The organism is Anaerolineae bacterium, from assembly GCA_035529315.1.
Lineage (GTDB): Bacteria > Desulfobacterota > Desulfobacteria > Desulfobacterales > ETH-SRB1 > Desulfaltia.
Genome location: DATKWZ010000013.1, coordinates 1 through 16,337 on the forward strand (window position 1 = coordinate 1; position 16,337 = coordinate 16,337).

The 16,337-nt window shown below is 42.5% G+C and carries 16 protein-coding genes and 1 tRNA gene; 2 read left to right on the top strand and 15 right to left on the bottom strand.

The genetic code is table 11. From position 1 onward, the window contains the following. Positions 1-144: 144 nt before the first annotated feature. Genes VMW78_02065 through larC form a run of 7 tightly spaced genes read right to left on the bottom strand, consistent with a single transcriptional unit; the run spans position 145 to position 7,716 of the window. Positions 145-1,509, bottom strand: coding sequence for a sigma-54 dependent transcriptional regulator (locus tag VMW78_02065; GenBank protein ID HUV49794.1), 1,365 nt, complete (start codon positions 1,507-1,509; stop codon positions 145-147). Beyond that, on the bottom strand, positions 1,487-3,139 hold the full coding sequence (locus tag VMW78_02070; protein ID HUV49795.1) for an ATP-binding protein: 1,653 nt from the start codon (positions 3,137-3,139) through the stop codon (positions 1,487-1,489). Before VMW78_02070 ends, VMW78_02065 begins: the two co-directional genes overlap by 23 nt. Then, positions 3,129-4,409 carry a dihydroorotase gene (locus tag VMW78_02075; GenBank protein HUV49796.1) on the bottom strand — a complete coding sequence of 427 codons (1,281 nt, stop codon included), beginning with the start codon at positions 4,407-4,409 and terminating at the stop codon, positions 3,129-3,131. Before VMW78_02075 ends, VMW78_02070 begins: the two co-directional genes overlap by 11 nt. Continuing rightward, the gene (locus VMW78_02080) at positions 4,393-5,331 is read right to left on the bottom strand and encodes an aspartate carbamoyltransferase catalytic subunit (protein ID HUV49797.1); all 939 of its coding nucleotides are present in this window, start codon (positions 5,329-5,331) and stop codon (positions 4,393-4,395) included. The genes VMW78_02075 and VMW78_02080 overlap by 17 nt, the downstream gene beginning before the upstream one ends. Positions 5,332-5,368: 37 nt before the next feature. Next, positions 5,369-6,013: a signal peptidase I gene (lepB, locus tag VMW78_02085; GenBank protein ID HUV49798.1), complete on the bottom strand. Its 645-nt coding sequence runs from the start codon at positions 6,011-6,013 to the stop codon at positions 5,369-5,371. Positions 6,014-6,041: 28 nt separating this feature from the next. Next, positions 6,042-6,506 carry a phosphatidylglycerophosphatase A gene (locus VMW78_02090; GenBank protein HUV49799.1) on the bottom strand — a complete coding sequence of 155 codons (465 nt, stop codon included), beginning with the start codon at positions 6,504-6,506 and terminating at the stop codon, positions 6,042-6,044. 16 nt (positions 6,507-6,522) lie between these two features. Then, positions 6,523-7,716, bottom strand: coding sequence for a nickel pincer cofactor biosynthesis protein LarC (larC, locus tag VMW78_02095; GenBank protein HUV49800.1), 1,194 nt, complete (start codon positions 7,714-7,716; stop codon positions 6,523-6,525). A 365-nt stretch (positions 7,717-8,081) separates the two neighbouring features. On the opposite strand from larC, the gene VMW78_02100 reads away from it, so the two are divergent. Together VMW78_02100 and VMW78_02105 are read left to right on the top strand one after the other, a co-directional pair. Continuing rightward, positions 8,082-8,179, top strand: a tRNA-Sec gene (locus VMW78_02100). A gap of 105 nt (positions 8,180-8,284) precedes the next feature. Then, the gene (locus VMW78_02105; protein ID HUV49801.1) at positions 8,285-9,664 is read left to right on the top strand and encodes a sigma-54 dependent transcriptional regulator; all 1,380 of its coding nucleotides are present in this window, start codon (positions 8,285-8,287) and stop codon (positions 9,662-9,664) included. Positions 9,665-9,797: 133 nt separating this feature from the next. Here the strand turns inward: VMW78_02105 and VMW78_02110 are convergent, their stop codons facing one another. The 8 genes from VMW78_02110 to VMW78_02145 form a co-directional block, all read right to left on the bottom strand. Beyond that, positions 9,798-10,271 (bottom strand): chemotaxis protein CheX, encoded by a 474-nt coding sequence (locus tag VMW78_02110; GenBank protein ID HUV49802.1) that lies wholly within the window; start codon positions 10,269-10,271, stop codon positions 9,798-9,800. 9 nt (positions 10,272-10,280) lie between these two features. After that, positions 10,281-10,667 carry a chemotaxis response regulator CheY gene (locus VMW78_02115; protein HUV49803.1) on the bottom strand — a complete coding sequence of 129 codons (387 nt, stop codon included), beginning with the start codon at positions 10,665-10,667 and terminating at the stop codon, positions 10,281-10,283. A 73-nt stretch (positions 10,668-10,740) separates the two neighbouring features. Beyond that, positions 10,741-12,912, bottom strand: a complete 2,172-nt coding sequence (locus VMW78_02120; GenBank protein ID HUV49804.1) for a chemotaxis protein CheA — start codon at positions 12,910-12,912, stop codon at positions 10,741-10,743. Between the two features lie 3 nt (positions 12,913-12,915). Further along, positions 12,916-13,947 carry a chemotaxis response regulator protein-glutamate methylesterase gene (locus VMW78_02125; GenBank protein ID HUV49805.1) on the bottom strand — a complete coding sequence of 344 codons (1,032 nt, stop codon included), beginning with the start codon at positions 13,945-13,947 and terminating at the stop codon, positions 12,916-12,918. Positions 13,948-14,082: 135 nt separating this feature from the next. Next, a complete protein-coding gene (locus VMW78_02130; protein HUV49806.1) occupies positions 14,083-14,520 on the bottom strand; it encodes a chemotaxis protein CheX in 438 nt (145 codons plus the stop codon). Continuing rightward, positions 14,480-14,911, bottom strand: coding sequence for a response regulator (locus tag VMW78_02135; protein HUV49807.1), 432 nt, complete (start codon positions 14,909-14,911; stop codon positions 14,480-14,482). The genes VMW78_02130 and VMW78_02135 overlap by 41 nt, the downstream gene beginning before the upstream one ends. An 11-nt stretch (positions 14,912-14,922) precedes the next feature. Next, positions 14,923-15,405 (bottom strand): chemotaxis protein CheD, encoded by a 483-nt coding sequence (locus VMW78_02140; protein HUV49808.1) that lies wholly within the window; start codon positions 15,403-15,405, stop codon positions 14,923-14,925. Between the two features lie 61 nt (positions 15,406-15,466). Beyond that, positions 15,467-16,291, bottom strand: coding sequence for a protein-glutamate O-methyltransferase (locus VMW78_02145; protein ID HUV49809.1), 825 nt, complete (start codon positions 16,289-16,291; stop codon positions 15,467-15,469). Positions 16,292-16,337 lie beyond the last annotated feature (46 nt).

Here is a 16,337-nt window from a genome sequence, read left to right on the forward strand (position 1 = left end):
CGCATTTTTTTGTTAATAGCGGGTTGCAGAGTTTTTAATCACAAGGGGTTATGCGCAATATTTTTTAAATAAGCAGGACTTGTATCTTTACGACCCTGACAATAAAACCAGCGATTTTCACCAAAGGCATGTTGTTTTCACCGCCTAACCATCCAGTTTTTCAAGCCGGTAGCGCAGTGAATCAAAACTTATATTAAGAAGTTTAGCGGCCTTTGTTTTTGAACTATTTGCCTTTTGAAGAGCTTTCTTTATCAAAAGCCTCTCGACCTTTACCAGCTCCTCATTAAGATCAATGCCTTCCTCAGGGATATCGATATTTAAAGCATTATCCTGACCCTGTCCGCTGTCTTCGGGCATAACAAGGTTTTCCGGCAGGATTATATTAGTAGCCTCAAGCGCCACACTTCTTTCAATAATATTTTCCAGCTCCCTTACATTTCCGGGAAAAGGATGCTGCATAAGAAGCTGAAGCGCATAAGGAGAGATCTTTTTAATCTCCTTTTTAAATTCTTTTGAATACTTTTCTATAAAATAGCTCGCCAGCAGAGGAATGTCTTCATTCCTTTCCCTTAACGGCGGGATTTTTAAGGGGATTACATTAAGCCTGTAATATAAATCTTCCCTAAAACCACCATTTTTAACCTGTTGCTCCAGATTCTGATTTGTTGCGGATATAATCCTTACATCCACCTTGATATCTTCTGTCCCGCCTATCCTTCTGAAGGTTTTTTCCTGAACCACCCGAAGAAGTTTTACCTGAAGAAACGGCGGCAGTTCGCCAATCTCGTCAAGAAAAATCGTTCCCTTGTGGGCAACCTCAAAAAGACCGACCTTATCAGCAGTAGCTCCACTGAATGATCCCTTCATATAACCGAACAGTTCGCTTTCAAGGAGGTTTTCCGGTATGCCCCCGCAGTTTATAACAACAAATGATTCATCTTTTCTGGAACTGTTTTCATGAATGGCCATGGCTACCAGCTCTTTGCCTGTGCCGCTTTCGCCGGTAATAAGAATGTTGGCGGCAGTATCCGCCACTTTTTTAACAAGTGAATAGACCTTTAGCATCCCCTTGCTTTTCCCAATCATATTTCCAAAGGAAAGACCGTCCTCCACATCCTTCATAAAAACCGCGTCTTCCTCTTTAATACCCTTTTTGCTGAGCGCTTCCTTTATCACAGCCTTGAGGTCCTCAACATCAAAATTCTTCTCAAGATAGTCGTATGCGCCCTCCTTCATTGCGGCAACGGCTGTTTCCCCTGAAGCAAAAGCTGTTATTAATATGACCATTGTTTCCGGTGAAATCTCCTTGATAGTTTTCAAAACATCGATTCCATCGACTTTAGGCATCTTCAAATCAGTAATTGCCAGGTCAAATTTATGTTTTTTGCAGAGGCCAAGCGCCTCTTTGCCTCCTGAAACAGAGGTAACCTTGTATCCTTCTCTGGCAAGCAATATCTCTAAAAATTCTCTCATGCCCTGATCATCATCAACAACAAGAATCTTCGCCATCTAAGGTCTCCTCTTGCGGCAGCAAAACTATACAATCCGTGCCTTTTCCTGGTTTGCTTTTGATTGTGATCTTGCCCATGTGGCTTTCCACAATCCTGTTTGCAATTGCCATTCCAAGGCCTGTGCCGTTTTCCTTTGTTGTGTAAAAAGGTTCAAATACTTTGTCTTGATTTTTTGCTTCGATCCCAAAGCCATTATCGCTTATAAGTATCTCAAGATATTTTTCCCCGTCATTAAGAACCTGCCTGGTTTCTATTTTCAGTATGCCTTTCTCAGGCATCGCCTGAACAGCATTTAAAATCAGGTTCCAGATTACCTGTCTTATCTCCGCCTTGTTTGCATATATATTGGCCTGATCGCATAAATTTTTAATTACTTCGATATGTTCGTCCCATTCGGGGCTAAAGTGAATAGATTCAAGGACATCATCTATAATAGTTTTAACGTCAATATCTTTTCGCTCAGACTGCTTGGGTCGCGCCAGAAGAAGGAAGTCTTTAACAAAGCCTTCAAGCCGATCCTTTCCTCTTAAAACTATCTGCATAAGCCTTCTGTCTGTTTGGTCCAGCTTTAAACCTTTGCTCAACATCTGAATCGGCCCGCTGATTGATGCAAGAGGGTTTCTTATTTCATGGGCAAGGCTGGCGGCCATTTCACCAACAAATACAAGTCTTTTGTTTTTTTCAATCTGAGCTTCCATTGCTTTAATAACCGTCAAATCCTGAAAGATCAGAATGTCACCTATTTTTTCTCTGTTGCCGTCAACAAGTGGGGAAACAGAACAACCCAGTATCTTTCCTGAATCCGCAACTTCAAATCTGCGACCGTTCTTCCATTGACCTTTGTTATTCAATATTTTTGAAAGAACAGGAAAGACATCATCGATTTTTTTGTTTATAATTTCGGAACACAAAAAATCGGTGATCCTTTCAGCTTCGGTGTTAAAGGATTTTATATTTCCATGGAGATCGACTGTTAAAATACCTGTATTTACAGACTCGATTATACTTTTATGCAGCAGGTCAAGCTGATCAAAAGCGCTTTGCTTTTCCGTTAGAAGTTCTCTGGTCTTTTTTTCCTGTTTAACGGCAAAACTTGTCAGCAACGCGATAATATAAAAAGATATAATGTGGACAAAAATTCTCGAAAACACATAACCGGCATCAAAGTCGTAATCATAACCCCATTGATATACCGGTTGAATAAAACCGTAATACTCGAGATCAAGCAGCAGACCGTAAAATATACTGCTGACAGAAGCTGATATCAACCCTCCTCTGCCTGCCAGAAAGAGGGTTGAATAGATAATGACCAGGGGATAAAAGATGGAATAGATGCTCTCGGTTCCGCCTGTTACATATACAAGCCCTGTTATCAGCGAAAGGTCTAAAATGCTTTGCAGGTATATGTTTACCCTGATGTTTTTTATTATCCTTGGAATAAAAAGGCAGGCAAAAGAGAAAAGATACGTTAATGCTACAATTAAATATACCGGCACAAACGCTGTCTGCGAAGATGATCCTGCTGCTTTAATCCGTATAAAGGTTGCAATGCCGAGCATGAAGGTTGCAATTACAACCCTGAAAAATATCAACCACCCAAGTCTTCTTTTCAGAGGATTATCTTCCAAACACGACCTTCCCGCCTACCATGGTAAGAACCGCTTTTCCTTTCATATTCCAACCGTCAAAGGGGGTATTGCGACTCAGCGATTGAAAGCCGCCGGCATCCACCTTATAGGTTATGTCGGGGTCTATGATGGTTATATCGGCAGGCTTGCCTTTTTTTATGCCATGATCAAGTCCTAAAATACGGGCAGGATTTGTCGACATCTTTGCAATAAGATCAACAATTGTTATTACGCCCTTTTCAACCAGCTTCAAGCCCAGGGAAAGCGATGTCTCGAGCCCTATTATTCCGTTTGCCGCAATATCGAATTCAACACCTTTTTCAATTGAGGAATGGGGAGCATGATCTGTGGCTATAACGTCAATGGTTCCATCGGACAGTCCTTCAAGCACCGCTTCCCTGTCCCTGTCCGAACGCAGGGGAGGATTCATCTTTGCGTTTGTGTTATAATCTTCGGCAGCATCCTCTGTCAGGGTAAAATAGTGCGGCGCTGTTTCCGCAGTTACACAAACACCCCTGTTTTTTGCATTCCTTATCGCACGCACAGATTCAATTGTGCTCACATGGGCAATATGAAGAGGAGCCTCTGTTAATTCACAAAGCGCTATATCCCGCATGACCATAATGCTTTCAACGGCATTTGGTATTCCGCTGAGCCCCATTCGTGTCGCAACCGCCCCTTCATTCATAACCCCGTTTACAGCGAGATCAAGAACTTCGCAGTGGGATATTACAAGAAGACCGAATCCTTTTGCATACTCCATGGCCCTGCGCATCAGCCGGCTGTCCGTTACAGGGTTGCCGTCATCAGAAACAGCGATAGCTCCCGCATCCTTCAAATCCCCATATTCGCAAAGGCCTTTCCCTTGAAGCCCGGGGCTTATCGCAGCAACAGGGTAAACACGAACCGTGTCCGCAAGACCAGCCTTTTTTAATATATATTCCGTAACCTGAGTGTTGTCGTTTACAGGGTTTGTGTTCGGCATTGTACAGACCGCCGTAAACCCGCCAAAGGCCGCAGCCATGCAGCCTGTTTCTATGGTTTCTTTATATTCATGCCCTGGCTCACGAAAATGTACATGCATATCAATCAGCCCAGGCGTCACTATTTTGCCTGAAGCATCAATGACTTTGAGTTTTGAGTTTTGAGTTTTGAGTTTTGAGTTTTGAGTTTTGAGTTCGACTATTTTCCCATCTTCAATCAGAATATCCATGATGCCGTCTAAATTGCCGGGATCAATTACTCTTCCACCCTTAATCAGCATCAACATTGCGCGCACCTCCTGCAGTCAGATATAAAAGCGCCATACGAACCGCAACGCCGTTTGTTACCTGATCAATAATTACCGAGTATGGTCCATCCGCGACCTCCGGCGCTATTTCAACGCCCCGATTAACCGGCCCGGGATGCATGATCAGCACATCCTTTTTAGCGCCTTTCATTCTTTCCATTGTCAACCCATACACCCTTGCATACTCACGTTCAGTCGAAAACAAGAAGCCTTTTTGCCGCTCCTTTTGTATCCTGAGCATCATTATGATATCAGCATTACAAACAGCATCATTCACATTATATGTAACGGAAGCTCCAAGGGTTTCGACCCCTTTGGGGATCATGGTCGGAGGGCCGGCAAGCACGACGTCGGCGCCCATTTTTGCAAACCCGATTATATTCGATCTCGCCACCCTGCTGTGGGATATATCCCCGATTATCGCAATGCGCAGGCCTGAGATCCTTCCCTTATTTTCTCTGACAGTCATAAGATCGAGCAGCGACTGGGTTGGATGTGCATGCATTCCGTCGCCTGCATTTATGATGGGTGTCCGGACAATTTTTGCCAGCATATGTGAAGCACCTGCCATGGAATGACGTATAACGATCACATCAGGGTTCATAGCTTCAAGGTTCCGCGCTGTATCTGCAAGGGTTTCTCCCTTTACTATGCTGCTGGTGCTTCCGGATATTGAAATACTGTCGGCGCTAAGCCGCTTTGCCGCAATATCAAAAGATGTGCGGGTGCGGGTGCTGGGTTCATAGAAAAAAAGCACTATTGTCTTGCCTCGCAAAGTCGGAACCTTTTTGACAGGTCTTTTTGAAATTTCCTTCATTTGTTTAGCAGTATTAAGAATCAAGGTAATTTCATCAACTGAAAGCGATTCCATATCCAGAATATCTTTTTTTGCAAACTTCATAATCCACCTGTTAGGGTTCAGGGTTCACTGTTATGTTTCATTTTAACAGATGCCCGAGTCTGTTCCACCTGACCCGAAAACTTCCATTATCCCATGACCAGTAAACAATAAATGCTTTTCCTTTTACAGCTTTTAAATCAACAAAACCCCAAAACCTGCTGTCATAGCTGTTATCCCTGTTGTCTCCCATCACAAAAAGAGAAGCAGGAGGCACAGTAACAGGTCCGAAATTGTCCCTTTGTTGAAAAGCTCCGGGAATTATGTGCGGGTCCGTGTAAATGCCATGATCATGATTAAGAAGCATATTATTAATATATACCTGTTTATTATGTATCTCAACCACGTCTCCGGAAACACCGACGACCCTTTTTATAAAATCCTTTTTAGGATCCTCCGGGAACTTAAAGACTACGATGTCCCCACGCTTTGGGTTTTTAATCGGGATAACCGTAATGTCTGAAAATGGAATTTTAACCCCGTAAATAAACTTATTTACCAGTATATGATCGCCTATCAAAAGCGTCTGCTTCATTGAGCCTGATGGAATTTTAAAGGCCTGAACAACAAAAGTGCGTATAAATAAGGCTATTAATATTGCAATAATTATTGCTTCAATGTTCTCCTTGAGAGCGCTCTTTTTTGTTGCAGAAGTTTCTATTTCAGAAGAATTTTTTGATTTCAATATATTCTGTCGCCTTTCTTTTTTTGTATCAGTTCAGCCACAAATGTAAAACAATTCTTAATGCCAAATTACTACAAATACCTGCCGCCACATCATCCATAACAATTGCTGTCCCTCCTGATAATTTTCTTTCAATCAAACGTATCGGAAAAGGTTTCAGGATATCAAAAAATCTGAATATCACAAATCCGGCCGACACATAGACGGCATTAAAAGGCAAACCAAATAATGCTACCATAAATCCTGCGATTTCATCAATAACAATACACCCGGGATCATTTTTTTTTAATATTTTTTCAGCATGATGAGCTATGAATATGGCAAAAACAATAAATATCACTGTCAGAAGGACAGCAATTAAAAAATTGGTTCCGGATAGAAGAAAACAAAGCGGAATCCCCAGGATGGTCCCAAAAGTACCGGGAGCAAAAGGAATGTTCCCGATAAAACAGCCGGTCGCAAAAAACATGACCGATTTTTCTCGAAAATTCATGGCTATTTTCTATAGCCTAGGCATGTTTTTTGTCAAGGGATTGTTGTGATCCCTCTTTTGCTATTGTATCGTACACAACTCTTATCGGAATATTTTTTTCAAGAGCAATCTTTTTGCAAACCTCATACTCGGGAATGATCCGCATGCCGCCTTCAGGACCTGTAATTTGTTTAGCCTTAATCATCCCGTATCCGGTTTTAACGATTATCTCTTTACGAGCAAGTATTGCCCTTTCAACATTATAGTATCTTACGCCAGATGATGTGGTTTCAGATAAAATACGCTTTATTATTATATCCTTACGGCTCTCCCGGCACAAGACCTGCATCATTGTCCCCGGCCTGTTTTTCTTCATAAAAACCGGAATCCAGTAAACATCGAGAGCTCCGTCTTCAAACAAACGATCCATGACAAACCCGAAGATTTCAGGATTCATATCATCAATACAGGTTTCTATCATAACTACCGTATCTTTTTGACAATCGGTTTGATGATTTTGTGGTGTTCCGGCAATGATCCGCAAAAGATTCGGCTTTGATTCAATGTCTTGCTTACCGGCACCGTAGCCTGTTTTTTCAATCACCATATCAGGCAGCGGCCCGTAAGATTCGGCAAGTGTGGCTATAATTGCAGCTCCTGTAGGAGTTACAAGTTCATGGGCAATACCTGAGCCAAATACCGGAATCCCTTTTAGAATTTCAAGCGTGGCAGGAGACGGCAAAGGCAATGTGCCGTGCCCACAGGATACAAAGCCTGTTCCAAGAGCCAGGCCTGAGGCGGTTATCCTCTTAATGCCTAAATACTCAATGCAAAGAGCCGCTCCGACAATATCTGCTATGGCATCAATTCCGCCGACTTCATGAAAATGAACCTTTTCCGCCGGACATCCATGTATTTTTGATTCAGCATTTGCAAGCCTTTCAAAAATTTTAAGACTATTTTCTTTAATCATGACCGATAAAGAACTTTTTTCAATTAAAGACCTTATCTCAGTATAATCCCTTGACTCTGCATTATCCTCTGAATAAACATGAACGCTCTTAGCTGTTATTCCATGCCTGACAACAGATGAAACAGCTATGTTAAAACCTGTTAATGGAATAGCGCAAAGAGATTCTTCCAGCCATTTTACAGGCACTCCAAGATCAATAAAGGCGCCCAGTGTCATGTCGCCGCTTATACCGGAAAAACAGTCAAAATAGGCTATCATGTAATGGAATTCTCCTTTTTTTAATAAACCACTTTTTTACCACAAAGCACACGAAGATTTTGAAATTTTATTTTTATAATTTTTCACATCCTTAAGCTTGCCTTGGGTTTCGTTTTGCTCCCGCAAGGCAGATCTTAGACAACCGAATCTATAATCTCTTACCACAGAGTTCACAGAGTTCACAGAGATTTTCCATAAAAAAGAATGGTCTTTTCCGAGGTCTTTGCGTGCCCTGTGGTTAAAAAGCCTGATTCTACAGGTGAAAAATTATTGACAAAAAAAATTATACTAATATGATAACAAAATTCTAAAACCTTTGAAAAATCGTATTTTTCAAAGGTTTCTTTAACAGTTTCGACAAATACGGAAGTGCGCAGCTCACTGGTGGGGCTCCCGGACTTCAAATCCGGCGTGAGGCGCTAAAACCGTCTTAGGTGGGTTCGATTCCCATGCACTTCCGCCATTTCTGATTGATCTTATTGAAACTCCCTGCAGAGCCGTAAACGGGAGTTTCGCTTTGCGCCGACAAGTTGAGACCTTTGAAAGGGAGTCAGGCAAATGAGTTACTATGAAAAAGGTTAAGATATTAATTGCGGAAGATGATGATCTTAGCAGAAAAAATCTGACGGAACTGTTATCTGAAAACGGGTATGAGGTTAAGGCTGTCTGTGACGGGAAGGAGGCAATAGATGTCTTTCCTTATGACAAGTACGATCTGGTAATAACAGATCTGAAAATGCCTCACGTGGATGGTCTGCATCTGCTTAAATTCATAAAAGAGATGCATCCTGAAAATGCCGTTATCATAATCACCGGTCATGCCACAGTAACAAGCGCTATTAATGCCATGAAGATGGGGGCGTTTGATTATATAACAAAACCTTTAAAAAAAGATATTGTCGAGATGGCTGTTACGAGGGCGCTCTCCCATGCAAGGCTCAAAGAGGAAAACATCGCGCTCAGGAAGCATTTAGAGGAAAAATATGATTTCGGCAAATTAACAGCTTACAGCGATAGCATGAGGAAGGTTCTTGAAAAAATTAAAAAGGTGGCCTCATCAGACAGCACCGTTGCCATATACGGCGAAAGCGGAACAGGCAAGGAGCTGGTATGCCGTGCGCTGCATTTCAATAGCGACAGGAGAGACTATCCTCTTGTTGCGGTAAACTGCGGGGCAATTCCAGAAGAGCTTCTCGAAAGTGAACTGTTTGGCCATGAAAAAGGCGCGTTTACCGGAGCCATACGGAGCAGAACAGGACGGTTTGAATTGGCCCAGGGGGGGACTATCTTTCTCGATGAGATAGGCGACATGAGCCCTTCATTGCAGGTAAAGGTGCTTAGGGTAATACAGGAAAGGCGGTTCGAACGGATTGGAGGCATAAAAACCATAGATGTGGACATAAGGATTATTACCGCAACAAACCAGGATTTAGAAAAGGCCGTGGCGGAAAAAAGATTCAGGGAGGATCTTTTTTACCGCATCAATGTAATACCCATTAATCTTCCGCCTCTCAGAGAAAGGAAGGCGGACATACCTGTCCTGACCAACCATTTCCTGAGTACATTTAATAGATTAAAAGAAAAAAATATAGATGGATTAACGCCCGAAGCCGTGAATTACCTTACGAAATATCACTGGCCGGGCAATGTAAGAGAATTGCAAAACCTGATTGAAATGCTTGTTGTCATAAAGGAATACGGCAAGATAGAGGTAAAGGATTTGCCTGATAAGATAAGGCTGAATTCAGGGCAAACTGAAAAAAATATAAAGAATATCGAGATTCCGGATGAAGGCCTTGGCCTAAACGAAATAATTGGTCAATTTGAAAAAGATTTGCTCCAAAAGGCTCTGCAAAAATCGAATGGGATAAAAAACAGGGCCGCAAAGTTATTGAACCTGAACAGAACGACATTTGTGGAAAAATTAAAGAGGTATAAGATTAATTAAAACTCAGGACATCTCTTACTTTCTTTACCATATCAATCAACCGATTTTGCTCTACTGTTTGCCCTACCTTCTAAACAACCACATCTAACACAGTTTAATAAGGGACTTAACCGGTCATTGCCTCTTAGTTTTTTCACTTTTTTTTCACCATGCTCATACAAATATCTACAACAAAAGGCCCATCCTCAGTCTCAAACGGAATAATAATACTCGGTCCACCCATCACATGCGAGACAGAGTGACTTTTGCCGGAAACCACGGTAGGAATTGCCCCTAAAATATTTAAGCCAAGTGATTCCAGATTTTTTCTGGCAACACCTGAAACCATATTTGTAATCTCACCCACGGCATCCGTAATATCGCCATTGATTTCCTTAATATCTTCCCCTAACATATTTGATACAATCTTTAATATAGATTTCTCGGAAAAGCTAAGGGCCATTGAGCCGGTTGCCATTCCTGTGAGACCGATTATCCCGCTAACATCACCTTTGGCCAAACCATCCTTTTTGAGATAGGGCTTACCCGGCTTTGGTTCAATAAAAGCCATTGTCTTCAGCACGTTAATCGTTCCCTCTAAAAAGGCATTTATAAATCTAACGTCCATGCTTTCCTCCTACAAACTCTTTACGGTTTTCTCAATCTTTTCGCTCAGAACTTCAGCAGTAAAAGGCTTTATAATGTAATTACTGACACCTGCCTTAACCGCCTGCACAATGTTTTCTTTAAGCCCTTCAGCCGTAACCATCAGGAATGGCAAACCACTCAATTCATTATCCGCCCTGACAGCTTTAAGAAGCTCAAGACCGTTCATGTTCGGCATATTCCAGTCGGAAATGATAAAATTTATCTTTTGCGATTTTAATACCGTCAAAGCCGCCACACCATCTTCGGCCTCGGTAATGTTTTTATACCCGGCCTGTTTTAAAAGATTTTTAATAACCTTTCTCATAGTGGCAAAATCGTCAACCACCAGTATTTCCATATTCTTGTCAATCTCCATGACCGCGCTCCCTTTATTAAGGTTATTTGGGCTGTAAGCTGAAGTCTGTGAGATCACCTCAGCCTAAACACCTTCAGCCTAAACTCTCACTCAATTCAAACAAACTTTCAGTATCCAGTATCAACCCTACATTGCCGTCCCCCATGATAGCGCCGCCGGAAACCCCCCTGGCGCTTTTCAACCCTTCGCCAAGACTCTTGATCACCACTTCCTCTCCACCAATAATTTCATCTACCAGCAAGCACTTGGACCTGTTTTCACCCTCTACCACCACTGTTACAGCCTCCCAGGGGTTTTTATGTTCAGGTTCTATGCCAAAAAGCTTATACAACCTTACCAGCGGCAGAAGATTGCCCATTACATTTATCATTTCACCCTTACCCACCACCTTATTGTATGCTTCTCGTGCAGGGCGTAATAATTTCCTGATCGCAGTAATGGGAATAATATACTTTTCATCTCCTATACGCACAACCATGCCGTTAATAATGGCCATGGTAAGGGGAAATCTGGCTGTAACAGTGACGCCCTTGCCATACACATTATAAATTTCTATCTTCCCCCGCAATTTTTCAACGGCCTGTTTCACAACATCCATCCCTACTCCCCGACCGGAAATATCCGTCACCTTCGCGGCCGTTGAAAAACCCGGAAGAAAAATCAGCTTATAAACATCCTGATCCGAGAGACCGTGTGAATCGTCAATAATCCCGTTTTCAACAGCTTTTTTCAGGATACTGTCTCTGTCAAGCCCTTTGCCGTTATCTGATATTTCAATGACAACATTGCCGCCTCCGTGGTATGCGCGAAGCTGTATCATACCTTTCTCAGTTTTCCCCAGTTTTACCCGCTCTTCCGGAAGCTCTATGCCGTGATCCACGGCATTTCTTATCATATGGACAAGGGGACTATATATTTCATTCACCATATTCCTGTCTATCTCAGTGTCCTCACCTTCAGTAACAATGTCAATTAATTTACCGGAGCTTTTAGACAGATCTCTTATCAGACGGGACATCCTCTGAAAAGATTGCTTGATCGGCACCATCCTCAATCTGGTGGATGTTCTCTGGAGTTCCGACGTAATACTGGTCAGCTGGGCAATGTTTTTAGTCAGTTTCCTGTCGCCATTTGCTTGAATAATCGGGCTCTGCCTGATCATAGACTGTGTAATAACCAGCTCACCAACCATATCAATAAGATCATCCAGCTTCTTGATATTCACCCTTGTTGCGGCAGTATCCATGTCCGGATTCGCCTGATTCCTCAGGGCTCCGGACACTTGCTTAGGAGTAGCCTTGCATTCGGCAATCAGGATTTCTCCTATCTTTTTTGGCGGAACTGTTTGCTTTGCAATCTTCAGCCCCTGTTCCAGTACTTCCTTTGTTATAACGCCTTCTTCGACCAGTATCTCCCCCACTTTTTTTCTTTCCTGAATCTCAGGATTTTCCACTTTAACGCTTTCTATTCGCGCCATCAGGGCAGGCAGATCAATCTTTAAAGGCTCCTCGGGCTTGCCTCCAAAATCGTCTCTCAACTTAACTATCATTGCCTTCAGTCCATCAGCTCCGTCAAGGATTACATCTATAACCCCGGAAGTCACAGACAATTCACCGTTCCTTGCCCTGTCCAGAAGGGTTTCCAGGCTGTGGGCAAGTTCGCGGATCTGATCCAGGTTCAAAAAACTTGCCACCCCTTTTATAGAATGAAACGGCCTGAAAATATTATTGATATAATCTTTGTTCTCGGGGTCCTGTTCCAGATTCAATATGTTCACCTCGATCTCATCAATATATTCGAGGCCTTCAATAATAAAATCCCTTAACAATGATTCATCCTGCACCTCAACAACACTGGTTGTTGGTTGCTTGTTGCTCTCTGCTCTCTGCTCTCCCGTAAGCGCGGAAATCGACTCCGCAAAAGTTTCAATATCCCCCTCATAGCCGCCTGTGTTTTTGAAACTCTCGCCGATTTTCTGCATCAGGATAATCCCTTTCTCAAAGGCATTAAAACCTGCTTCTTCATCATCAATCTCATTAAGAACAATTTTTTCTAAAAGCGAGTTCAATCCGGCGGCAACATTCTTTAACTGAAATATCTTCCGGCTGTCCGCTTCTTTTATCAACGCATTCAACTTGCTAAAAAACTTCCCGGCTGCAGGCACATCTATCTTTTTGCCGTCAATAAATAAAAAGTCGGAAGCCATATTGTCAATCAAACTTATCAAAGGATTATAGTCTTCCATAAGTTACACCATGTCTATTATTTTTTCAGTCATTTGATTCAAAGATACTACCATATCCACAGCCCCTAATTTTATAGCCTCTTTAGGCATTCCAAAGACAACACACGATTTCTCATCCTGGGCGATCGTTTTAGCGCCGGAACGCTTCATCTCCAGAAGCCCTTCTGCACCATCTGACCCCATACCTGTAAGTATAACTCCGATCGAATTCGGTCCTGCATATTGAGCAGTTGACTTAAACAAAATATCAACCGAGGGACGCTGATGATGAACCATTGGACCATCCTTGACCTCAACATAATACCTGGCGCCGCTCCTCCTCAAAATCATGTGATAATTACCAGGCGCAATCAATGCTGTCCCCGAACTTACAAAATCATCGCTTTCGGCCTCTTTTACCCTAATACGACAGAGGCCGTTCAGCCTTTCCGCAAAAGCCGTTGTAAACTTGGCCGGCATGTGCTGAACTATAAGTATCCCGGGTGAATTCGGAGGCATTCCGGTCAGAATAGTTTTTAATGCCTCGGTCCCGCCCGTAGAAGCGCCGATGGCAATGATCTTGTCGGAAGTCTTTGCAAGGGCTTTTATCATTTTAGAGCTTGCGGACGCGGATTCTTCACTCGAATCTTTCTTTACCATCCTTACATTTGATGCCGCCCTGATTTTCTCTGCCAGTTGAGCGCTCATATCCCCAACAGTATAGGAACCACCTGGTTTTCCAATAACCTCAACAGCGCCGATATCCATTGCCTCCAACGTCAAGCGCCCTCCCTTTGGTGTCAGGGAGCTGACTATGATTACCGGCATCGGATAATGTCTCATCAGTTTCTTGAGAAAGGTAAGGCCGTCCATCCTGGGCATTTCAATATCCAAGGTTATCACATCCGGCTTGAGCCTTACAATCTTATCCCTGGCAACAAATGGGTCAGGGGCTGTTCCCACCACTTCAATATCTGGAAATTTTGAAAGCTCTTCGGAAAATATCTTCCTCACAATAGCGGAATCATCAACTATAAGTACTCTTATTTTTTTCAACGTTAGGCTTTCCTCTCACGGGATTTGCTTCGCTTAATTGCGAATTGCCCCGCCGAATATCTGGGCGTTAATATTTTTTTTATCTGTTAATATTTATATAGCTGAATATCTTTTTGTTTCATGAAATATTTCGTCTTATTGATTTGACAGAGTCGCCATCATGCCAACCCTTCCACCATCCGAGTCAAAATCCGTTCTAAAGGCATTTTTACCTAATTCAAGACTCCGGATTTCTTTGCTGAATGTTGGCACTGATAGATTAAACACCTTTGTGCTGTCAAATCTGCCGAGAAAATTTCCGCAGATCATATTAACCGCTTCTTTTGAGCAATCCTCCATACTCTGCATGGTAATTTCATCTTCCTGCAAACCCAGCATGTTCTGAACCATGGTTTTCACAAGATCCGTGGAAAGGAATATCCTGATCTCCCCACTCACCGGGCCTTCAAACCTTATGGCAGCCTCCACATCATATCCATTGCCTTCATCATCCAGAGGCTCGAGAAAGACAAAAAACATCTTTTTAAAGACCTCAAAAATCGAAAGCCTTGTCATCTCCTCTATCTTCTTCATACTCTCCTTCATCACTCACCCCTATGACATCATAAAGAATTTTTTTAACCTCTTCAGGCAGGAAAGGCTTTTTTATAAAACCCTTTACTCCCAGATTGAAAGCATCCTGCTTGCGTTTCTCACTGCTTTCCGTGGTTACGACTATGACGGGGATATCCCTGAGAAGATTGTCTTTCTGCAGCCTCACCAACAATTCAAAACCATTCATTGCCGGCATATTTATATCCGACATAATAACATCCACCCAATTGTCTGCCAGCACTGCCAGCGCTTCTTTACCATTTCCAGCCTCAAAACACTGATTCATCTTGAAACCTGAAATCAAGATGATCTTTTTTATAACAGCGCGCATTGAGCTTGAATCATCCACAATCAGCACATTGAAAGACATGATGCCCCCTTTTACAGCTCCCGCAAAATCCTGCCGGAGTCCTTAACAACAACTTTGCCGGTAGAAATATCCAGAAGAACTGTCCGGTTGTAATATCCGCCGATGTCCTCGCCATCTATCAGGACATTGTTTCTCCAGAATATCTTTCTCAAAGCGATTATGTTTTTCTGGCCGATCCGGAAGTAGTTTGCATTATCCATGACATTGGAACCGCCGGCAACCTTTACGATCATATGCCTTTTTTCAGCTCCCAACCTGTAACATGATTTAAACAAAAGAGGTATGCCGGTATCGGCAAACATTGCCGGTGTCTTTACGGCTTTGTTTAAATCAATTGATGAATCAGGAAGCATAAAATGCAAAAGTCCCCCCACCTTTACCACGGGATCATAAACAGCAATACCGATGCATGAACCAAGGGCGTAGGTAATCAATATATCCTCAACGTCTCCGCTTACCCTTATGTCTGAAACCCCGACTACAATCCGACTCATAAAGTTACCACACTGTTCAGAATTGACCATTATTTAACCCTGAGCCCTTGAACCTTGAACCTCATTTCTGATAAACACTCGGCTCAATATACTTAAATCCGTGCCTTAAACCCGTCAGGCTTTCGGAATGACCGGCAAAGAAATAACCCCCTTCCTTTAAATAACCATAAAACCTGTCAACCAGACTCTTTTGTGTTTCTTTATCAAAATATATCATAACGTTTCTACAAAATATGATGTCAAAGGGATCATTAAAAGAGGGGATGTCCATAAGATTGAATCTCGTGAATTTTATAATATCTCTAAGCTCCTTCTTCACACGATAGCACCCATCCCAGCTACCCTGACCAATCTGAAAATATTTTCTTAACAGCAAGGGAGGAATATTTTTTATCTTTTCCTTCGCGTATATACCAGCCATAGCTGTTCTGAGCGTCCTTGTGGAAATATCGGTACCCAATATCCGGAGATCACAATTTCTTCCGCCGATAATCTCTCTCGCCGTAATAGCAAGCGAATAGGGTTCCTCTCCGGTCGAACAACCCGCGCTCCATATCCTCAATTTCGGCATACGGCGTTCATTATAAGTCGCTTCTATCATTTCAGGCACAATCTCGTAAAGTTTATTAAAATGGCTCTCTTCCCTGAAAAAGCTCGTCAGGTTGGTGGAAATGGAATCGATCATGGCAACCAGCTCATTAATCCCCTTTTCGGTTGTCACATAACGATAATAATCCCTGAAAGACCCGAATTTTCCTTCCCTCAGACGTTTGCCCAATCTCGCCTTTACCAGCTCCTTCTTACCCGCATGCAAATTAATGCCGCTCTGTTCATAAACAAGGCGGCTTATCCTTTCAAAATCAGTATCCTTTAATTCGTAACTCATCTGTTAAAAATCTTTAAAATCCCCTTCTTCCATGGAAATAATCTCT